This is a genomic window from Agrobacterium sp. SORGH_AS_0440 (assembly GCF_031453135.1).
In the GTDB taxonomy this organism is placed as follows: Bacteria; Pseudomonadota; Alphaproteobacteria; order Rhizobiales; family Rhizobiaceae; genus Agrobacterium; species Agrobacterium pusense.
In genome coordinates this window covers 2,063,444-2,084,191 of the sequence record NZ_JAVIYR010000002.1, presented here as the reverse complement: position 1 = coordinate 2,084,191, position 20,748 = coordinate 2,063,444, and the positions used below count along the sequence as shown (strand labels likewise).

Annotated in this window: 17 protein-coding genes and 1 pseudogene; 8 read left to right on the top strand and 10 right to left on the bottom strand. The window is 59.0% G+C overall.

Annotated elements, in window-relative coordinates; genetic code table 11:
• The gene (locus QE453_RS19510; protein WP_309777746.1) at nucleotides 1-933 is read right to left on the bottom strand and encodes an endonuclease/exonuclease/phosphatase family protein; all 933 of its coding nucleotides are present in this window, start codon (nucleotides 931-933) and stop codon (nucleotides 1-3) included.
• 309 nt (nucleotides 934-1,242) lie between these two features.
• On the opposite strand from QE453_RS19510, the gene petA reads away from it, so the two are divergent.
• The 4 genes from petA to QE453_RS19490 all read left to right on the top strand — a co-directional run bounded on the left by petA (nucleotide 1,243) and on the right by QE453_RS19490 (nucleotide 4,797).
• Nucleotides 1,243-1,821, top strand: coding sequence for a ubiquinol-cytochrome c reductase iron-sulfur subunit (gene petA / locus QE453_RS19505; protein ID WP_004442965.1), 579 nt, complete (start codon nucleotides 1,243-1,245; stop codon nucleotides 1,819-1,821).
• 14 nt (nucleotides 1,822-1,835) lie between these two features.
• Nucleotides 1,836-3,119: a cytochrome b N-terminal domain-containing protein gene (locus QE453_RS19500; protein WP_004442963.1), complete on the top strand. Its 1,284-nt coding sequence runs from the start codon at nucleotides 1,836-1,838 to the stop codon at nucleotides 3,117-3,119.
• A 22-nt stretch (nucleotides 3,120-3,141) separates the two neighbouring features.
• A complete protein-coding gene (locus QE453_RS19495) occupies nucleotides 3,142-4,029 on the top strand; it encodes a cytochrome c1 (RefSeq protein WP_004442961.1) in 888 nt (295 codons plus the stop codon).
• 225 nt (nucleotides 4,030-4,254) lie between these two features.
• On the top strand, nucleotides 4,255-4,797 hold the full coding sequence (locus QE453_RS19490) for an adenine phosphoribosyltransferase (RefSeq protein WP_004442960.1): 543 nt from the start codon (nucleotides 4,255-4,257) through the stop codon (nucleotides 4,795-4,797).
• 43 nt (nucleotides 4,798-4,840) lie between these two features.
• On the opposite strand, the gene QE453_RS19485 is transcribed toward QE453_RS19490, so the two are convergent.
• The 3 genes from QE453_RS19485 to ychF all read right to left on the bottom strand — a co-directional run bounded on the left by QE453_RS19485 (nucleotide 4,841) and on the right by ychF (nucleotide 7,179).
• Nucleotides 4,841-5,308 (bottom strand): MaoC family dehydratase, encoded by a 468-nt coding sequence (locus QE453_RS19485; protein ID WP_309777745.1) that lies wholly within the window; start codon nucleotides 5,306-5,308, stop codon nucleotides 4,841-4,843.
• Entirely contained in the window at nucleotides 5,305-5,778 is a 474-nt protein-coding gene (locus QE453_RS19480; RefSeq protein WP_309777743.1) for a MaoC family dehydratase, read from the bottom strand. Before QE453_RS19480 ends, QE453_RS19485 begins: the two co-directional genes overlap by 4 nt.
• A 297-nt stretch (nucleotides 5,779-6,075) precedes the next feature.
• Nucleotides 6,076-7,179 (bottom strand): redox-regulated ATPase YchF, encoded by a 1,104-nt coding sequence (gene ychF / locus QE453_RS19475; RefSeq protein WP_004442957.1) that lies wholly within the window; start codon nucleotides 7,177-7,179, stop codon nucleotides 6,076-6,078.
• A gap of 241 nt (nucleotides 7,180-7,420) precedes the next feature.
• On the opposite strand from ychF, the gene clpS reads away from it, so the two are divergent.
• Nucleotides 7,421-7,732 carry an ATP-dependent Clp protease adapter ClpS gene (gene clpS, locus QE453_RS19470; protein ID WP_006699463.1) on the top strand — a complete coding sequence of 104 codons (312 nt, stop codon included), beginning with the start codon at nucleotides 7,421-7,423 and terminating at the stop codon, nucleotides 7,730-7,732.
• A 3-nt stretch (nucleotides 7,733-7,735) separates the two neighbouring features.
• On the opposite strand, the gene QE453_RS19465 is transcribed toward clpS, so the two are convergent.
• From QE453_RS19465 to QE453_RS19445, 5 genes and pseudogenes are all read right to left on the bottom strand, one after another.
• Nucleotides 7,736-8,188 carry a GNAT family N-acetyltransferase gene (locus tag QE453_RS19465; RefSeq protein WP_309777741.1) on the bottom strand — a complete coding sequence of 151 codons (453 nt, stop codon included), beginning with the start codon at nucleotides 8,186-8,188 and terminating at the stop codon, nucleotides 7,736-7,738.
• 7 nt (nucleotides 8,189-8,195) lie between these two features.
• Nucleotides 8,196-8,912: an aminoacyl-tRNA hydrolase gene (gene pth / locus QE453_RS19460; RefSeq protein ID WP_220329392.1), complete on the bottom strand. Its 717-nt coding sequence runs from the start codon at nucleotides 8,910-8,912 to the stop codon at nucleotides 8,196-8,198.
• Nucleotides 8,913-9,011: 99 nt separating this feature from the next.
• Entirely contained in the window at nucleotides 9,012-9,725 is a 714-nt protein-coding gene (locus QE453_RS19455; RefSeq protein ID WP_048902733.1) for an ABC transporter substrate-binding protein, read from the bottom strand.
• 16 nt (nucleotides 9,726-9,741) lie between these two features.
• Nucleotides 9,742-12,130, bottom strand: a pseudogene (locus QE453_RS19450) (EAL domain-containing protein).
• 298 nt (nucleotides 12,131-12,428) lie between these two features.
• Nucleotides 12,429-13,037 carry a 50S ribosomal protein L25/general stress protein Ctc gene (locus QE453_RS19445; RefSeq protein ID WP_004442950.1) on the bottom strand — a complete coding sequence of 203 codons (609 nt, stop codon included), beginning with the start codon at nucleotides 13,035-13,037 and terminating at the stop codon, nucleotides 12,429-12,431.
• A gap of 302 nt (nucleotides 13,038-13,339) precedes the next feature.
• Here QE453_RS19445 and QE453_RS19440 point away from each other — a divergent pair, with 302 nt between their 5' ends.
• From QE453_RS19440 to adh, 3 genes are all read left to right on the top strand, one after another.
• Complete coding sequence (locus QE453_RS19440; RefSeq protein ID WP_309777737.1) at nucleotides 13,340-15,421, top strand: bifunctional diguanylate cyclase/phosphodiesterase; 2,082 nt, start codon at nucleotides 13,340-13,342, stop codon at nucleotides 15,419-15,421.
• Nucleotides 15,422-15,515: 94 nt separating this feature from the next.
• The gene (locus QE453_RS19435; RefSeq protein WP_006699467.1) at nucleotides 15,516-16,475 is read left to right on the top strand and encodes a helix-turn-helix domain-containing protein; all 960 of its coding nucleotides are present in this window, start codon (nucleotides 15,516-15,518) and stop codon (nucleotides 16,473-16,475) included.
• Nucleotides 16,476-16,648: 173 nt separating this feature from the next.
• Nucleotides 16,649-18,166, top strand: coding sequence for an aldehyde dehydrogenase (gene adh / locus QE453_RS19430; RefSeq protein WP_112766604.1), 1,518 nt, complete (start codon nucleotides 16,649-16,651; stop codon nucleotides 18,164-18,166).
• A 142-nt stretch (nucleotides 18,167-18,308) separates the two neighbouring features.
• Here the strand turns inward: adh and QE453_RS19425 are convergent, their stop codons facing one another.
• The gene (locus QE453_RS19425; RefSeq protein WP_045532019.1) at nucleotides 18,309-20,573 is read right to left on the bottom strand and encodes a methyl-accepting chemotaxis protein; all 2,265 of its coding nucleotides are present in this window, start codon (nucleotides 20,571-20,573) and stop codon (nucleotides 18,309-18,311) included.
• Between the last annotated feature and the right edge of the window lie 175 nt (nucleotides 20,574-20,748).

Below are 20,748 nucleotides of genomic sequence, written 5' to 3'. Positions count from 1 at the left end.
CTATTTGCCGATCATGAAGTCGGCCATCAGGCCGTAATGATTGGAGCCGAGACTGTCCGGCAGGCGCGTGGTTTTTATCAGCGTTGCCGGTTCACGGGCGAAGATATGGTCGATGGCTATGCCGAAACGTCCTGCTTCCGTTGGCCAAGTCGCGGGCTCCCAGGGCGCTTTCCTGAGATCGTTGGCGGCCAGAAAATCCCGCATATCGGGAGCGATGCTTGCCGAATTGAAGTCTCCTGCAAGAATGAGCGGCCCGGTGACGCGGTAGAGAATTTCGCTGACCTCGTCCAGCTCGTCGCGGTGATAATCGTCGAAATAGGGCTTGGTAAGATGGGCCGCGGCAAGCGTGACTTCCCTGCCGTCGAGATCGATTTTGGCGATCGCGAAACGGTCGCGGCGCAGGTCGCTAAGACTATGAAAATGGCCTTCGTGCAAAGGCCGCTTCGACAGGATCACGAGGTCACAGCCCGGCGTTCCCTCGAAGCAGCCCAGCCTGTGCGGATATGTCTGTTGCAGACGCGGCAGAGCCGATTGCAGAGCGTCCGCTTCAAAGAGATAAACCGCATCGGCGTGTGATTCGACAATCGCGTCGGCAATCAGCTCCGCATTGGCGGCGTTATCCATCAGCACATTGAAGGAAAGCAGCCGGAACGGCTGCGCATCCGGTGCGGCCGTGGCCGATGTCGAAAAATCCAGAAGCATGGCCACCGCATGGACGGCGAGCGCAATCGACCAGACCAAGAGCACGGCGGAAAAGGCGTCGCGCATGAGCCAAAATACCAGCCATGACAACAGGATGCAGATAATGGCGATATGAAGCTGGAAGCTGGTGACGAAGGCAAGAAGCCAGAAATCGGTGATGTAGCGCAGACTGGCAATGACGAGAACGGCAGCAACCGCCGTGGAGACCATGCACGAGAGCTTCGCCGTCATCCGAATCCCTGCTTTCCAAGCTCTCCCTCGTAGTCTCCTAACATGGCGCCTTTGGGTGCACAATGTTGCCCGACTGCCAGAGGCGGCGAAAAAATGAGAAGCAAATCGGGCGCTTCGGGCAGAATTACGGCAGCTTTGTGTGCTTTGCTCTTGCCAAGTCGGTCAATATTTTGCGATCACACAGAGTGACGCGGTTTCTTGATGCCGCAGTTGTGTCCAGGACGGTGGGACGGAGATTGTCCTGGATCAAATCATAGCGGGAGGACTCATGCGATTTACGGCAAAAACAGCGCAGAGGATGGTGTAGCGGTGAGCGAGCACGTAACCAATCACGACGCTTCGGGTGAACCGACCCGTCGCGATTTTCTTTATCTAGTGACAGGAATGGCGGGCGCCGTCGGTGCCGCCGCAGTTGCATGGCCTTTCATTGACCAGATGCGCCCCGATGCATCGACGCTGGCGCTGGCCTCCATCGAAGTGGATGTCGCGGCGGTCGAGCCGGGCATGTCACTTACCGTCAAGTGGCGCGGCAAGCCGATTTTCATCCGCAACCGCACGGAAAAGGAAATCGAGGAAGCCAAGGCGGTCGCTCTTGGCGAACTCAAGGATCCGGTGGCGCGCAACGCCAACATTGCCGCCGACGCGCAGGCGACCGATATTGACCGTTCCGCCGGCGAGGGTAAGGAAAACTGGATCGTCATGGTCGGTTCCTGCACCCATCTCGGCTGCGTTCCGCTTGGCCAGGCCGGCGATTTCGGCGGATGGTTCTGTCCCTGCCATGGCTCGCACTACGATACGGCGGGCCGCATACGTAAGGGTCCGGCGCCGCAGAACCTCGCCATCCCGACATTTGCATTCACATCCGATACCGTGATCAAGATCGGATAAGGGGACAGATATTCATGAGTGGTCATTCCAGTTATCAGCCGTCTACCGGCATCGAGAGGTGGATCGATTCGCGGCTTCCCTTGCCGCGCATGATCTATGACAGCTTCGTTGCCTATCCTGTCCCGCGTAATTTGAACTACGCCTATACTTTCGGCGCGATGCTTTCCGTCATGCTGATCGTGCAGATCCTCACCGGCGTCGTGCTGGCCATGCATTATGCGGCCGAAACGACGGTTGCCTTCAATTCCGTCGAAAAGATCATGCGCGACGTCAACCACGGCTGGCTGCTGCGCTACATGCATGCCAACGGCGCGTCGTTCTTCTTTATCGCGGTTTACCTGCACATCGCCCGTGGCCTCTATTACGGCTCCTACAAGGCGCCGCGTGAAATCCTCTGGATTCTTGGCTGCGTCATCTTCCTGCTGATGATGGCGACGGGCTTCATGGGCTATGTTCTGCCCTGGGGTCAGATGTCCTTCTGGGGCGCGACCGTCATCACCGGCTTCTTCACGGCGTTTCCTGCCATCGGCGAATGGATCCAGCAGTTCCTGCTCGGCGGCTTTGCCGTGGATCAGCCCACGCTGAACCGCTTCTTTGCGCTTCACTATCTGCTGCCCTTCATGATTGCGGGCGTCGTTATCCTGCATATCTGGGCGCTGCACGTCACCGGCCAGACCAATCCTACCGGCGTTGAAGTCAAGAGCAAGACCGACACCGTTCCCTTCACGCCCTATGCGACGCTGAAGGATGCGCTCGGTGTTTCCGTGTTCCTGATCGGTTATGCCTGGTTCGTCTTCTACATGCCGAACTTCCTTGGCCACCCTGATAACTACATCATGGCAGATCCCTTGAAGACCCCGGCGCATATCGTTCCGGAATGGTACTTCCTGCCGTTCTACGCCATGCTGCGCGCCATCACCTTCAACATCTGGGTCATCGATTCCAAGCTGGGTGGCGTTCTCGTGATGTTCGGCGCAATCGTCGTGCTGTTCTTCCTGCCCTGGCTCGATACGTCGAAGGTTCGCTCCGCCGTCTATCGTCCCTGGTACAAGATGTTCTTCTGGCTGTTCGTGGTGAATGCCATCATGCTCGGCTGGCTGGGTTCGCGCCCGGCGGAAGGCACCTACGTCATCATGTCGCAGATCGGCACGCTTTATTACTTCGGTTTCTTCCTCGTCATCATGCCGATCCTCGGTCTGGTCGAAACGCCCCGGCGTATTCCGAATTCGATTACCGAGGCCGTTCTCGAAAAGAACGCCGCCAAGTCGGGTGCCGCGCCTGCGGCTGCCGAAATCTGAGCGCGAAGGAAGGATGACGACAATGAAGAAGCTTGTAACGAGCATCGCGCTTTTCGCCGCCATCGGCTGTTCCTTCACCGTCGCCTCGGCGGCGGAGGAGAGCCATGACCTCGCCACCAAGACGGAACATGCGATTGCCGGGGGCCACTTCCCGGTGATCAAGCCCGAGGAGCAGAGCTGGTCATTTGCCGGTCCTTTCGGCAAATATGACAAGGGCCAGCTGCAGCGTGGTCTCAAGGTCTACAAGGAAGTCTGCTCGGCCTGCCATTCCATGAGCCTTGTCTCTTTCCGTACGCTGGAGGATCTTGGCTATTCGGAAGAGCAGGTAAAGGCTTTCGCCGCTGAATATGAAGTGCAGGACGGTCCGAATGCCGACGGCGAAATGTATAATCGCAAGGCCGTGCCGTCAGATCATTTCCCGTCGCCATTCCCGAACCATGAGGCGGCTGCTGCCGCCAATGGTGGCGCCGCACCGCCAGACATGTCGCTGCTTGCCAAGGCGCGCGGCGTGGAGCGTGGTTTCCCGCAATTCATCATCGACATGATCCCGATCGTCGGCGGTTATCAGGAGGGCGGCCCGGATTACATCCATGCGCTGCTGACCGGATATCAGGACCCGCCGGCTGGTGTTGAAGTGGCCGAAGGCACACATTTCAATCCGTATTTCGTCAGCGCGGTCGCGTTGAAGATGGCGCCGCCGATCAGCGCCGATCAGGTGACTTACGACGATGGCGCGCCGCAGACCGTGGATCAGTATTCCAAGGATGTGGCCGCCTTCCTGATGTGGGCTGCAGAACCGCATCTGGAAGAGCGCAAGCGCACCGGCTTCATGGTCATGGTGTTCCTGTTCATCTTCACCGCGCTGATCTACCTCACCAAGAAATCGGTCTACGCCAACAAGGAACATTGATCGGCACTACGGTGCCGGCAGTCATCGGCCCCCATGGTCTCCATGGGGGCCTTTTTATTAGAAGTCTGGCATTGACCTGGTTGTCGTTCACAAGATGCGGATTTGCGATGCTCCATACCGATCGCGTTGGCCGAAGGTTGCGCCGGTCCTTTTTAGTTGGTGCGCCGCCGTCAAGTTGATAGGGTGGCCCGAACCATCCATTTCCCATTTTTAACTGGAAATACCATGACCGTTATCGCTTCGGAGCTTTCCGCTGCCATCCGTTCCATTCCCGACTATCCGAAGCCGGGCATCATCTTCAGGGACATCACCACGTTGCTTGGCAATCCCCGCGCATTCCGCCGCGCCGTGGACGAACTCGTGCAACCTTATGCGGGAACGAAGATCGACAAGATCGCGGGCATGGAAGCGCGCGGCTTCATTCTGGGCGGCGCGGTGGCGCATCAGCTTTCGGCCGGCTTCGTGCCGATCCGTAAGAAGGGCAAGCTCCCGCATGCCACTGTAAGGGTTGCCTATAGCCTGGAATACGGCGTCGATGAAATGGAAATGCATGTTGATGCGGTGCAGCCGGGTGAAAAGGTCATTCTGGTCGATGATCTGATTGCGACCGGCGGGACTGCCGAGGGCGCGGTCAAGCTTTTGCGCCAGATGGGCGCGGAGATCGTCTCCGCCTGCTTCGTCATCGATCTGCCTGATCTCGGCGGCCGCAAGAAACTCGAGGACCTCGGTGTCGAGGTACGGACTCTGGTGGAATTTTCCGGTCATTGAGCGGCGGGTGGGGCAGGTCGCAATGACATGCCCCGAAGCTCGCTTATTCGAATTCCAGAACCCCGCTCTGGAAAGTCAGGACGGTCTCTCCCGACTGGTTGACCCCTTCGTTAAATGTCGTGTTCAGCCAGATACCGGCCCGGGATTCCAGCGCCCGGGTATCGAACAGGGTGACGAAGTAGGTGACATCGTCTCCCGCGAAGACCGGCTTTTTCCATTTAAGTTCGCGAAAGCCCGGTGAAGGGCCGAGTTTTGGCGGTTCAAGGCCCTCAAGCTTCAGTCTTTTAACCTCTTTGGCCCAGTACGACAGAAAACACTTCATCCAGCCTGCACCAGTGTGCCATCCAGATGCGCAAAGTGCGCCGAAAACGCTGTTCTTTGCGGCTTCGGCATCAAGATGAAATGGCTGCGGATCGAAATCGCGGGCGAAGCGAATAATGTCGTCGGCGGAAAAATGCAGCGTATCGAGGGTCACTCGTTCGCCGATCGGGGAGAGTTCTGCCAGTCTCATGCCGCAATACCTCCATTGCTGCGCATCAGGAACATCACGGTGTTTTCGCCGTGCGACACCAGAACGCCGCGCTGGTTATAAAGCTCGTGGCGAAATTTCACGAGGCCGATACCGGGGCGCGAAGCCGAAGGGCGCTGCTCCAGCACGATGGATTTCCCAGAAAGCGTATCTCCTGCCAGAACCGGCTTCTTCCAATCAACGTAGTCGATGCCGGGGCTGCCCTGCGACGTCGAATCCGAGATATAGCTGTCCGCCATCATCCGCATCAGCAGACTGCAGGTGTGCCAGCCGGAAGCTGCAAGCCCACCAAGAATGCTCTGGCGGCCTGCTTCTTCGGAAAGATGCATGGGTTGCGGATCGAATTCGCTGGCGAAAGCAATGATCTGCCCTGCGGAGATCGGTTGCGGTCCAAGCGGAAACTCCCGCCCTACCGTGAAATCCTCGTAAGCATAGGTCGCGACCGGCGCCATGGTTTCCTCCCTTCGCACAGTCAATACCGTCGCATCTAAGAGGATTTTTCCCTTTACGTAAAGGTCAAATCGGTGGCGCAATATCGGAGCGGGAAGGCGCTATGGAGCGAGCGGATGCGTCTCGCATCTTCCCCCGCCGCGGAGAAGGTCGCGGCAGCGGGATGAAGCGGGCGAAGGTAGTGAGCTGCGGCAACGTCGCCCTTCATCCGACCCTTGGGGCAATCTTCTCCCCGGTCGGGGAGAAGAAACAAGCGGCTGGGTCCGCCCCATAAAAGAAGCAAGCCCGTTCAGATCAAATCAGGTATTAAAGCGGAAGTGGATGACGTCACCGTCCTGAACCACATATTCCTTGCCTTCGTCGCGTCCCTTGCCAGCTTCCTTGGCGCCGACTTCGCCCTTGTAGGTAACGTAATCGTCAAAGCCGATGGTGAAGGCGCGGATGAAGCCGCGTTCGAAATCGCTGTGGATGACGCCGGCGGCGGCGGGTGCTTTGGTGCCGCGCACGATCGTCCATGCGCGTGTTTCCTTGGGGCCGACGGTGAAATAGGTGATGAGGTCGAGCAGGTGGTATCCCGCACGGATCAGCCGGTCGAGGCCGGCCTCGTTAAGACCAAGGGCCGAGAGGAATTCTTCGGCTTCATCGGCTGGAAGCTGCGCGACTTCGGCTTCGATCGCCGCCGAGATGATCACGCATTCCGCACCCTGTTGCTTCGCCATTTCTGCGACGGCTGCTGTGTGCTCGTTGCCGGACGATGCGTCGGCTTCCGAGACGTTGCAGACATAAAGCACCGGGTGCGATGTCAGAAGGTTGAGGCCTTTGAGGATTTCGATTTCCTCGTCCGCCAGTGTCTTCAAAAGCAGGCGTGCCGGCTTTCCGTCGGTGAGCAGCGCGATGACGGCTTCCATGACAGGCAGTTGGGCCAGCGATTCCTTGTCCTTGCTGGTGGCGCGCTTGCGCGTCTGCTCGACGCGGCGTTCCAGGCTTTCGAGATCGGCGAGCATCAGCTCGGTCTCGATCGTTTCGGCATCGCCAACCGGGTTGATGCGGCCTTCGACATGGGTGATATCGTCGTCTTCAAAGCAGCGCAGCACGTGTACGACGGCATCGACTTCGCGGATGTTGGCGAGGAACTTGTTGCCGAGACCCTCGCCCTTCGATGCGCCGCGAACCAGACCGGCAATATCGACGAAGGAGATGCGGGTCGGGATGATTTCCTTCGAGCCGGCGATGTCGGCGAGGATTTTCATGCGCGCATCGGGCACCGCCACTTCGCCGGTATTCGGTTCGATGGTGCAGAAGGGATAGTTGGCGGCCTGTGCGGCGGCCGTTTTCGTCAGCGCGTTAAAAAGAGTGGACTTGCCGACGTTCGGCAATCCAACGATACCGCATTTGAAGCCCATGGCTTGAAACCTGTCCGTTTGAAAGAATTCGTTGAGGAGCCTTTTGCGGAAAGGGCGGGGGAAGGTCAAGCCCGCGGGTCGATTTGGGCCGGCAAAGGCTTCTTAAAGGCGAGGAATTCCTGACAGACTTGCCGATGGCGTGGTTGCGGCGCAATATAAGCGGGTCAAGCGATCGATCTTTCGTCATCAACGGGGTTTTCCCATGAGCAACCGCGATGAACGGCAGGCACGAGCGGCCATGATGAGCGACAGTCCTGTCGATCTCAAACCAAAACCGAAGGTCAAGCCAAAGCTGGAGCGGCCGAAGCTCTACAAGGTCATTCTGCTGAATGACGACTATACGCCACGTGAGTTCGTGACTGTGGTGCTGAAAGCCGTGTTCCGCATGAGCGAGGAGGCCGGCCACCGGGTGATGATGACGGCGCACCGTTTCGGCAGCGCGGTGGTCGTCGTTTGCGAACGTGATATTGCCGAGACGAAGGCCAAGGAGGCGACCGATCTCGGCAAGGAAGCGGGATTTCCGCTGATGTTCACGACCGAGCCGGAGGAGTGAGCATCAATCCTGCCGGATCTGGAAGCCGGTCTTGTTCTGCACGAAGCCGCAGCTTTCGTAAAAGGCGTGAACCTCCGGGCGTTGTTGCCCTGTCAGCAGCATCACCTTGTAACAATTCGCCGCAAAAGCCGCCTCGACGGCATGGCGCACGACCGCGCGGCCATATCCGCGGCCGCGACGGTTTTCCATTGTCACCACGTTTTCGATAAGAGCATAGGGACGGGCGGCGCGCGTGAGATTTGGAACAATCTGCAGCGTGGCGGTAGCGACCGCTTCCTCGCCTTCGGTCGCAAGAAACACGGTCAGACCCGGCTGAGCGAGCATGGCCGCAAAAGCCGTCTTTGCTTCTTCTGTCGTCATTTCCGGGTCGGATGGATTAAGCGCCCGGTAGAGATCAAGCAATCCAGCCAGATCGCTGGTTCCTGCTTCGCGCAGGGTGATGGTCTTCGAAGACATTCGCGATCTAATCCTTCTTGCCGAACATCCGCTTCAGCATCTCGGCCATCGGCCCGGTCTCCGGCAGCTTTTTAGGCTGGGCGCTGTTGCGTGCCTGGTGGATATGAGACTGCGCGGTTGGTTTGGCCGCCTTGGCCGGCTTCTCGGCTTCGGGCTTGCTGCCCGTGGCCAGCGCCAGCTTGTTCATCAGCTGGGAATCCTCCGCCTTCACCAGCATGGCGGCGTTGTCGGCAATCGCATCCAGCAGCGGCTCCAGCCAGACCCGGTCGGCCTTGGCGAAATCGCCCAGCACATGGCCATGCACGCGCTCCTTGTCACCGGGATGCCCAATGCCGAGGCGCAGGCGTCGGTAGTCCTTGCCGCAATGGGCGTCGAGCGATTTCAGGCCGTTATGGCCACCGTGACCGCCGCCAGTCTTGATGCGCACGCGCCCGGCCGGAAGATCGAGTTCGTCATGGATGGCGATGATGTCCGCCGGCGTGAGTTTGAAGAAGCGCATCGCTTCGCCCACGGATTCGCCCGACAGGTTCATATAGGTCTGCGGTTTCATCAGCAGGACCTTTTCTCCGGCGATCTCGCCTTCGGAAATCTCGGCCTTGAATTTCTTTGACCAGGGCGCGAACGAAGGCAGGCGCTGTAACGCATCCACCGCCATGAAGCCGATATTGTGCCGGTTTCCGGCATATTGCGTGCCGGGATTACCAAGTCCTGCGATGATCTTCATGAAGCATGTCCGCGTTGTGCCTGATGATGCTGTTGTCACCACCCTGAAATCCGCTGGCTGTCAATCTTTTTGTGGGGTTGCGGCAGTGCCGGCCGACGCTCAGGGCCTGATGAGATCGTAACGGTCGAAGATCCGCTGTTGTGTCCCGTCGGCGATCAGCTCATCGAGACGGGCCTGCAATTTCGCGATAACCTCGTCCGGCACGCTCTTGTTGCAGGCAAGCCCAAGCTGCTGTCTCGACAGCGTTATCACTTCCCTGAAAGTGTGCGCCGGCAGGCTTTTGAAGGTGCTTTCCGACATGGGCATAAGGTCGATGCGTCCGGCCGTCAGCTTGTGAAGCGTGATCTCGAAATCCGCGCCGACATCCACCTGCGGAAAACCGAGCGTTTCCAGAAGGGTTTCGGTGTAGTCGCCGCGCTGGGTTCCAACCCGGTATTTCTTGGCGTCTTCGAGGCTCACGACATTGATATTCGCCTTGCGCCGCGCCACGAGAATGTTGCGATCGATATGGATTGGCGAGACCCATTTGAAGAGCTTTTCCCGCTCGGCGGTCCTGGCCGTGGCGAAGGCACAATGCATCGGCTGTGTTGTGGCGAGGGCGATCGCCCGGGCCCACGGCATGACGGCGACCTCGTAGCTGGTGCCGGTGTCCTCAAGAATGATCTTGAGCTGGTCGAAATAGACGCCGCGTACGCTGCCGTCACTGCCCTGCAGGTTGTAGGGCGGGTAGACTTCCGTGGTCAGGAAAAGCTTGGCCGCGCAGACGGGATTGGCAAGAGCAAGAAAGACCAGGCAAAAGCGGATCAATCCCATAACTACTCCCCGCGGCTCAGGCTTGTCGCGCCGCTGTGCGGCTTTGTCCAGACCCGGCCTCATAGGCGGCAATCAGCCGCTCGACGGGCTGCGGGCGAGCGAAAAAGTAACCCTGGCCATAATCGGCACCCATATCCGCCAGAAGCAGCTTCTGCTCCTCCGTCTCGACACCCTCGGCGATGACAACGCAATTCATCTTGTGCGAGATGGCTGCGATACCTTCGACCAGCATGCGGTTGCGCTGCCGGATTTCCACCGTATCGTCGCAGATCGAGCGGGTGAAGGATTGGTCGATTTTTACAATATCGACCGGAAAGCGGCTGAGATAGCTGAGCGACGAGTAACCCGTGCCGAAATCATCCAGCGCGATGCGGCAACCCAGCTGATGGATGGCGGTGAGGATCGCCCGGATCTGCGGATCGTCCTTCATGATGACCGCTTCGGTGATTTCGATGACCAGCCGCCCGGGAAGAATGCCGTGCCGGTGCAACAGTCCGGCAATGCGTGTCGGCAGTCCCGGTTCGAACTGCAATGGCGAAAAATTCACCGCCACATAGGTTTGCGCCATGCCCGGCAGGCGCGACAGCCTGGCGAGATTGGCGACCGACTGATCAAGGATCACGTTGCCGATACGGTGAATGGTTCCGTTCTCTTCCGCAAGGCTGATGATGGCAGCAGGGGAAAGCAGCCCCTTATCCGGATGGTTGAGGCGCAGCAAGGCCTCGAAACCCGCTGTCTGGCCGGTTGCAATGTTTTGAATTGGCTGAAAATAGGCCTCGAACCAGTCTTCGGAAAGCGCCTGCGCGATATCCCGTTCCAGTTCCGCATGTTCGCGGGCCCTGTCCATGATCGAGCTGTCGAAGACCTGGGAGCCGTTCTTGCCCGTCCGCTTGCGGGTATACATGGCCATGTCGGCGTTCTGCAGAAGCTCGGAGGCACTCGCGGCGTGAAGGGGGGTAGACCGCCATACCAATACTGGCGCTGAGGCGGATGCTGTTGTTCTCGATTTCGAATGGAGTGTCCAGCAGGGTGCAGATGCGCTCACAGAACTGCAGGGCGCGCTCTTCCACCTTGTCACCGGCCAGCAGGATTGCGAACTCGTCTCCGCCCAGACGCGAGGCGCTGTCCAGCGGTGTCAGCAGCGGCTGCAGTTTTAATGTGAATTCGCGCAGAACGGCATCGCCTGCGGCGTGACCGAGATTGTCGTTGATGGCCTTGAACCGGTCGAGATCTATGAACAGGCACGCGAGTTCGCTGCCGTTCCTGTCCGCATCGCGAATCTGCAGGTCGAGGATGGCCTCGAAGCCCTGACGGTTGAAGAGGCCGGTCAGATGGTCGGAAATGGCCTGCTGGCGATTACGCTTTTCCGACTGCCGAAGTTCGGTCACGTCGGTCATAACGCAGAGGCAGGTGCTGTGATGGGCCGTATCGCTGGAATCGAGGGCTTTTTCGAGGATAAGGGCATCCATGACGCTGCCATCCCTGCAGTGGAAGCGAACGGTGATGCCTGCCTGTTGGGTGTCAGCCGCCTGATGCGCCGCCTTGCGTTCCTGGAATAATGTCCGGTCATCGGGGTGGATGAGGTCGGCGAAATTCAGGCCGAGTATTCTGGCGCGGTCATAACCGGTCGCCTGCACCCAGTAGTCGCTGACGGCGGCGATCCTGTCGTGCCTGTCCAGCGAAAACAGCATGGCCGGCGTGCGGTTGTAGATTTCCGTCTTGCGGGCGTGGGCGTTCTTTATCTCCAGCTCTTCTTTTTCGAGCTGGCTCTGCATTTCGTTGAAGCTTTTCGCCAGCCGGCCGATCTCGTCTTTCGACCGCCAGTCGACGTGGTGGCGGGAGCCGAGGCGTCGTGTCGCTTCTATTGCCGCGGCCAGCCGCATCAGCGGGCGGATGACCATGAAGCGGTTACCGGCAATGGCGGCAAGGACCATGGTGAGAATGGCGAGGATGAAAATCGTGATAAAGGCCAGTTCGGTGCGGCTGAGGGAGGTCAGAAGACCGACATCATCGTAATATACCGTCAATTGGCCGACCGTGACGGGCCCCTTGGTCGTCTTGTAGATGACATCGCGTGTCGTCGAGGCGGCATCCTGGATGATGTCGCTGCCGGCGGTCTGAACGACATCAAGCTGGCCGGACGTATCCTTGACCTCGACCATACGGATCATGGGATCGGAGACAAGGGTTCCGGTAATCTGGTTTATCGTGTCGTCATCGAGGTCCCACAGGGGGCGGGCCAGCGCCTGCGTATTCGTCGACAGCAGAATTTCGATATGGTTGCGCTGGCTGCGAATAGCCTCGTTATAGGAAAGTGTCAGCAAAAGCGTGAAGAGCGGGGCGACCACTGTAAGAAGTGCGCCGGAAACAATCGCGATAAAGCGACTTTCGACGGAATGAGCCATGTTCGATTGCAGCTACCCTTTGCCCCAGACTTGCTGCGCCCTGTTTCATCCTTTCGGACAGAGATGCGTCAGATTCCGGGCCGAGCCCTTTCCCCACGCTATTTCTCGACCCGCCGGTGTTTCCATGAGGGCGCAAGGGTATCGTTTCATGGAAGTGTTAATCGACGCTGAAACAGGGCCCGCATCGCTGGCGGGGAGCGGGCTTTCTGTTTTTAAAGTTCATAAAAACTAAAAGGCCCGTTCCGGAAACGGAACGGGCCTCGTTCTTCAAAGCTGTCCGGCCTTGTGGCCGCCGATTTTATTCCTCGGAAGCTTCTTCAGTTGCTTCTTCTTCAACGCCTGCTGCCGGGGCAACGATCGTTGCGATCGTGAAGTCACGGTCGGCGATAACGGGCGTGATGTTCTTCGGCAGCTTGACGTTCGAGATGTGAACGCTGTCGCCGATCTTCAGGCCGGAGAGATCAACCGTGATGGCTTCCGGAATGTCGTTGGCCGGGCAGTGGAATTCCACCGTGTGGCGAACGATGTTCAGAACGCCGCCGATCTTGATGTCCGACTTTTCTTCGTTTTCGAAGTGAACCGGAATTTCGACGTTGACGAGCGTGTTGCCCGAAACGCGCAGGAAGTCGACATGCATGGTGAAGTCGCGGACCGGATCAAGCTGGTAATCCTTCGGGAGAACCTTGATCTTCTTGCCGTCGACGTCGATCGTCGCAACCGTCGTCATGAAACCGCCGGCGTGGATACGCTTGGTGACTTCGTTGGTGGACAGGGCGATAGAAATGGGGGCCTGCTTGTCACCATAGATGACAGCGGGAATCAAACCGTTGCGGCGAAGTTCACGAGAGGACCCCTTACCAACTCGTTCGCGCGCCTCGGCCTTGAGCTCATACGATTCTTTGCTCATGGCAATTCCTTTCGAGGTTATATGGAGAGTTCATGCCCGCGGGCGCTGAACTGGGGAGGCGGCAAGCGCCATCCCACCCGCGTTGCCTCCAAGGGTGTCTACACGGGTGCGGGCGCTATAATACAAACGGGAGACAAAGACAAGAGAGGCCTGCTTTTCGATCGCACGCCTTGCGGGTTTATTAGGTTGTACTAATTCACTCGCATGTTGCAACTTTTAATATGTGCTTATCCATTCATGTAAACCGGGCGAAAACTTGGCGAATGATAAGGCTACGCGAAATTCCAATTGCGTAGATGACAATGCTCAAAGTTCTCCAGTGCCTTACCATCGATCACGACTATCGATATACCGTCGCAGCGGTTTTCGTCTGCATGCTCGGTAGTTTCGTGTCGATGCGCCTTTTTTCGAAAGCACGCCTGGCGACGGGGGTGCAGAAGGTCAACTGGCTGTTTCTGGCAGGTGTCAATGGCGGCGCGGCGATATGGACAACCCATTTCGTGGCGATGCTGGGCTATGTTGCCGCGGGTGACGTGGGATACGATCCGTATCTGACCGGGCTGTCGCTTCTGATTGCGATTACCACAACGACTGCCGGTTTCGGAATTTCTGCCTATGGCGGACGCAGCGTGCTGGTGGAAGCCGGCGGAATCATCCTTGGTCTCGGCATTGCAGCCATGCACTACACCGGCATGGCGGCCTACAATGTTCAGGGCATGGTTTTCTGGGATCAGAACTATGTCATCGCGTCCCTCATGCTGGGGGCAGTGCTGGGCGCCGTTGCAGTCAATCGGGTCTCGCGGCCCGTCAATCGGTTCTGCCAGTACAGCGCGGTGGCGTTTCTGATCCTGGCGATAGCGTCGATGCATTATACCGGCATGGCCTCCATGTCTTTCGCCTTCGACCCGCGCATCGTCATTCCTGAAAATCTGCTGCCGCCGGCCATCATGGGCGGAGGCGCCATTGCGGTAACGCTGTTGCTGCTGGCACTGGGGCTTTCCACTTATGTCATCGACGCCCAGTCCACCCAGCAGGCAGTCGCCCGCTATCGCCATCTTTCCCTGCACGATCCGCTGACCGGCATTCCCAACCGGGCAGCCTTCATTGAACATCTCAATCGTCGCACCCGTCATATTTCGTTGGGCGCACACACCGCGCTTCTTTCCATCGATCTCAACCGTTTCAAGGAAATCAATGACGTTCACGGCCATGCGGCGGGCGACGCCGTGCTTCGCACCATCGCCGACCGGGCGAGTTCCGTGCTGAAGGCCGGCGAATTTCTGGCGCGCATGGGCGGTGATGAATTCGTGGCGATGACAAATTCCTATTATACCCGCGCCGACGGCACCGAATTCGCCCAGAGGCTGATCGACCAGATCAGCAGGCCGGTGGAATGGAACGGGCAGACATTTTCGGTCGGTGCGAGTGTGGGCATTTCGGTCCGCAATACCGGCTCCATCGACGCCGATACGCTGATGGCGCAGGCGGATGTCGCGATGTACCGGGCAAAAAGCGGCAGTTCGGATACGATCTGCTTTTACGATAAATCGATGGATGAGGCCGCGCGTGAGCGCAATGTGCTTGCCGTCGCCATGCGCAGCGGCCTCGCCAATAACGAGTTCGAGCTTTATTACCAGCAGCAGAACGACACCAGAAGCGGCAGTATCGTCGGCTTCGAGGCGCTTTTACGCTGGAACCATCCCGATCGGGGCATGATTTCTCCCGCCGAATTCATCCCGATCGCGGAGCAGACGGGGTTCATCGTCGAACTCGGCGAGTGGGTTCTGAGAGAAGCCTGCGCGCAGGCGGCACTCTGGAAAAAATCGCTTTCCATTGCGGTGAATGTAGCGCCGCAGCAGCTTGCGGATAACGAGTTCCCGGACAAGGTCGAAAAAATCCTGGCAGAAACGGGCCTTGCGCCTGAAAGGCTCGAGCTGGAAATCACCGAGGGCAGCATCATCGCCGATCACCGCCATGCGCTTGTCACCATCCGCAAGCTCAAGGCGCTCGGCGTCAAGATCGCGATGGATGATTACGGCACGGGCTATTCCTCGCTTTCGACGTTGCAGAGTTTCCCTTTCGACAAGATCAAGATCGACCGCGCCTTCATCGACGGGCTGTCGACCAATGTGCAGTCCGAAGCGATCGTGCGTTCGACGCTCATTCTGGCGCATAGCCTGAATATTCCCGTGCTTGCGGAGGGTGTGGAAACCAAGGCCCATGTCGAGTTCCTGCGCCGCGAAGGCTGCCTGCAGGTGCAGGGCTTCTTTTTCGGCAAGCCCGGTCCGCTGACATCCATTGCCAGCCTCGTGGATGACACCTTCCTGTCCGTTGAGGACGAACCGGAGGTCACTGCCGGCAGGCGTTACTTCAAGGCGGTCTGACCGTCAGCTGCGCCTCCGATGCCGGTCGCGAAGTTTTTTGTTGAAACATCGACGCTTCCAGCGCACCATCGCCCAAAAGCTTTGGGAGGAGCGCATGCCGACAGACATCGCCCATGCGGAACGCGTGTATGAAACCGCACGCCACCGTTCCGCAGCCGCAAGTTCGCCGATTGTCGCCTCGTGGCGTCGCTGCATGGTCAAGCACCGTCTTGCACCGGAAGAAAATCGCAAGCCGATCTTTCTCAGCGAGACGGAGTTTCGGCGCGCCCGTGAAAGTGCGGCTGGCCTGATTGCCGAAAGCACCGACGAACTTGACCGAATTTTCCACAGTGTCGGGAGATCCGGCTGCTGCCTGCTCCTGACCGATGCTCAGGGCGTTGCGCTGGAGCGGCGAGGCGCGTCCGGCGATGATCGCGATTTCCGGGCGCTCGGCCTCTGGTCCGGCGCCGTCTGGAGCGAAGAGAGCGTTGGCACAAACGGCATAGGCACCGCGCTCGTCGACGAGCGTTCGGTGGTTGTCTATCGTGACCAACATTTCTTCACGTCGAATACGGAACTGTGCTGCACCACGGCTCCCATTCGCGATCATACCGGCCGGGTGACGGGTGCGCTCGATATTTCCACCTGCCGCGATGACATCAACGAGATGACCTTTTCTTTTGTCACCCAGGCGGTGAAGGACGCGGCGCAGCGCATCGAGGGCAATCTGTTCCGCCGTGCCTTTCCGGGGGCACGCATCGTCGTCGTGCCAAGTGGGTTCGGGGCGGCGCTTTCGCTGCTCGCCGTGGATCAGGACGATCTCGTGCTCGGCGCGACCCGCGCCGCTCGTCTTGCGCTGAAGCTGGACGATGCCCGCATCGCGCAGGGTCTCCCGGCCGCGGATATCCTGCAGGAACAGCGCCATGACAGCGGTTCCGACCTCGCGGAAGCGGAGCGTTCGGCGCTGCGGCGCGTGTTGTCGCGCACCAACGGCAATGTCACGCAGGCCGCGTCCTTGCTCGGCATCAGCCGGGCCACGCTTCATCGCAAGATGAAGAAATTCGACGTTCATTGACGTTCTTGTTGTTGCGATCCGGCCGATCGCGCCGGATCAACGCGGCTTTGTCGCAGATGTGAGACAATGTGCGCTGCGGAACCGCGTCGCCCCTCTACCGAACCGCGCCATCTGGGCCCACCTTCCTTTCATGCGGTCCGCTCAGGATCGTTTTCATCAGGGAGGATGAAATCATGAATATTCAGGTTCAGCAGAAAGCGGGCGAAGCGCCCTTCAAGCTGAAATACGGCAATTACATTGGCGGCAAGTGGGTGGAGCCGAAATCCGGCCGCTACATGGACAATCTCTCGCCGGTGACCGGCCACAAGATCTGCGAAGTGCCGCGTTCGGATGCAGCCGACATCGAGTTTGCGCTCGACGCGGCCCACAAGGCCCGCGACAAATGGGGCAAGACGAGCATAACCGAGCGCTCCAATATCCTGCTCAAGATCGCCCAGCGCATTGAAGACAATCTAGATCTCATCGCCCGGGCTGAAACCTGGGATAACGGCAAGCCGCTGCGTGAAACCACCAATGCGGATATCCCGCTCGCCATCGACCATTTCCGCTATTTCGCAGGCTGCATCCGCGCTCAGGAAGGCACGATCGGCGAGATCGATAACGATACCGTCGCCTATCACTTCCATGAACCGCTCGGTGTCGTCGGCCAGATCATTCCATGGAACTTCCCGATCCTGATGGCTGCGTGGAAACTCGCACCGGCGCTTGCAGCAGGCAATTGCGTGGTGCTGAAGCCGGCCGAACAGACGCCGGCCTCCATTCTCATCGTGATGGAGCTGATTGAAGACCTTCTGCCGCCTGGCGTCCTCAACATCGTCAATGGTACTGGCCTTGAAGCCGGCAAGCCGCTGGCGCAGAGCAACCGCATCGCCAAGATCGCCTTTACCGGTTCCACCTCGGTCGGCAAGGAAATCATGCGTTATGCCGCCGACAACGTCACCAACATCACCTTGGAACTGGGCGGCAAGTCGCCGAACATCTTCTTTGCCGACGTGATGAACGAGGACGATGCCTTCCTCGACAAGGCGCTCGAAGGTTTTGCCTTCTTCGCGCTGAACCAGGGTGAGGTCTGCACCTGCCCCTCTCGTGCTCTGGTGCATGAATCGATCTATGACCGCTTCATGGAAAAAGCGATCAAGCGCGTTCAGGCCATCAGCCAGGACGATCCGCTCAATCCGTCGACCATGCTGGGCGCACAGGCCTCGCAGGAACAGTTTGACAAGATCATGAGCTATCTGGAGATCGGCAAGAAGGAAGGCGCCAAGGTTCTGACCGGCGGCGACCGCAAGACGCTGTCGGGTGATCTGAAGGACGGTTATTACATTCAGCCGACCGTCTTTGAGGGCAACAACAAGATGCGGATTTTCCAGGAGGAAATCTTCGGACCCGTTGTCTCCGTCACGACCTTCAAGACGGTGGAAGAGGCGCTCGAAATCGCCAATGACACGGTTTACGGTCTCGGCGCTGGCGTCTGGAGCCGTGACACGAACATCGCGTATCGCGCCGGGCGGGGCATCGAAGCAGGCCGTGTGTGGACGAACTGCTATCACGTCTATCCGGCGGGTGCGGCCTTCGGCGGCTACAAGCAGTCTGGCATCGGTCGCGAGACCCACAAGATGATGCTCGACCACTACCAGCAGACCAAGAACCTGCTCGTGTCCTACAGTCCGAACAAGGTTGGTTTCTTCTGAGGTCCTCCCCGGAAGCCGGCGAGGGGCTGTGGTGCCAGGTCGCCGGCGTGTTCCCAGGGGCTTCTGCCCCTGGGAGCCCGGATCGGGTTTTCAGGCAAAATAAAAGGCCGGAGGTTTTGCCTCCGGCCCTTTTTGTTTCGCATCACGCCGCGTAACGCTGGTCTCGCCGGCGGGGATCGCCCACGGAGAATTGCCCCACCTGTTCGGTCAGGCCATCCGCCTCGTTGGCGAGCGAGAAGGCGGCGGCCGTTGTCTCCTCCACCATGGCGGCGTTCTGCTGCGTCACGTGGTCGAGTTCATTGACGGAGGCATTGATCTCGCTGAGACGGCCGGATTGTTCGCGCGACGCGGTGGCGATTTCGCCGATCTGGTCGTTGACCGACTGGATGCGTTTCTGGATCTGTTCCAGGCTTTCACCGGTCTTCAGCACCAGCGCCACACCGCTTTCCACATCACCCGCAGAGGTGGCGATGAGCTGCGTGATGTCGCGGGCGGCGGCGGCCGATTTCTGGGCCAGTTCGCGAACTTCCTGCGCCACAACTGCAAAGCCCTTGCCGGCCTCGCCGGCGCGCGCTGCTTCAACACCGGCATTCAGCGCCAGAAGATTGGTCTGGAAGGCAATCTGGTCGATGACATCGATGATCTGGCGGATTTTGGCCGAAGAGGTCTCGATGCGTTCCATGGCAACGATCGCTTCTTTGACGACAGCCGTTGATCTATGGGCATCCTGCATCGTATCCGCCGTAGCGGCGACGGCGACATTGCAGCGCGACAGCGACAGATTGACAGCCTGCGTCATGTCTCCGAGCGCCGCTGCCGCCTCCTCGAGGGCTGCTGCCTGACGTTCTGTGCGCCGCGACAGGTCTTCCGAGGCGCTTTTCAGCTCGCCGGAACCGGAGCGGATGGCATTGGCGCTTCCGCCGATATTGGAGATCGTCGCTTCCAGCCCTGCCATGGAGTTGTTGAAGTCGATGCGCAGATGATCGAGTGACGGAACGAAGGATTTTTCGATGCGAAGATCGAGCCTGCCGGCGGCGAGATTGGCAAGACCGGTGGCGAGCGCGTCCACGGCTTCTTCCAGTTCCCTGGCGCTTCTTGCCTTCTCCATCTCGCGCTGGGCGCGTTCCTCGTCCAGTTCTTCACCCTTGCGGTGGGCTTCGGCTTCCATCCGCTGCTTGTCCAGAATGCCCTGGCGGAAGGATTCCAGCGCGCGAGCCATGGTGCCGATCTCGTCGCCACGGGAAACTGCCTTGATCTCGATGTTGTTTTCACCGCCGTTCAGGCGTTCCATAAGACCGGCTAGTCCGGTCAACGGCTTGGTCAGGCTCGCGGAAACGAAAATCCCGATCAGCGTCATTATTGCAAGTACGGCCAGCGTTGCGACCGCTGCCCAGAAGGCGAGATCGTTGGCAGCGGCGAGAACCTTGCTTTCCTGCTGGCCGATGGCAAGAAGATGTTTCTGTCCGAAGACGGCGACCGGACGATAGGCATAGAAGATATTGCCCGCAGGGGTCTGCGCCATGACCGTTCCGGCGTCGTTTACGTTGGAAAGGGCAGCGAGACTTTCGGAAACGGCAGCATCCGCACCGCCCGAGAGGACGCCAGCCCTGAGTTTCCCGTCGGCGCTCAGGAGAACGGCGTCGTCGATGGTCTTGCCGGTTTCCTCGGGCGTCACCACCGCGCCGATGCGATCGGCGGCGATGCGCATGATAACGGCACCCTTGCGCTGGAGCTGACCCCAGTTGGAGACGGCGAGCGGCATGCCGATCATGGCCGAATTATTCTCGCCATCGCTGAAGCCCGTGGTGCTGACGACGCCGTCCTTGCCGGCTTCGATGCGGTCGAACAGCTCCTTGATCGCGGCGTTCTGCGGTTCCGTTACATTGGTCAGGAAGTTCTTTCCCTTGGTCACGGAATAGATAATCAGGCCGTTCTTGTCGATCACGTAGATATCGCTGACGCGGGTATTACGCCAGACGCTGGCAATGGCGGCGTTGATGGTCGCATGACGAATGGCGTAGAGCAGCCGCAACCCTTCGCCGTTGAAGGAGGCGCGCTCCTCTTCGGAGACGCCCTCTCGGCGGAAAGCCTGGATGATGGCGTCCTTTTCCGTTGGAACAACGGTGGTCATTGTTTCCAGCGCCTGGGCCACCGCGGCATTCTGCGACAGTTCGGAAATGCTCTGTTCGACGCGCAACGTATAGGCATCAAGCTGCTTGGACTGGTTGCCTGCAACCGTTTCGAGCCTGATCTTGCTGGCGTCGATCAGCCCCGATTTACCCATCTCGTAGGACAGCAGCCCCACCGACAGGCAGGAAACCAGTGTCGCACCGGTAACGAGCGCGGCAAATTTGGCTTTGATTGACAATGATTTAGCTTTGACAGCAGTCGGATTTCCACCCGGCATCCTGTTTTCCTCCCCCCAAAAAACGTGGCCGTACCGTTGCAAAAATTGTTTACGGTCGCGTTAAAGGACAGGGAATTGTAGGATAATTTCCCGCATGGCGTGAAAAAATCGAAGAGCCGCGCCGATAGGCACCACGTAATAAAACTGCAACAGAACGGGCGCATATCCAGCGAAG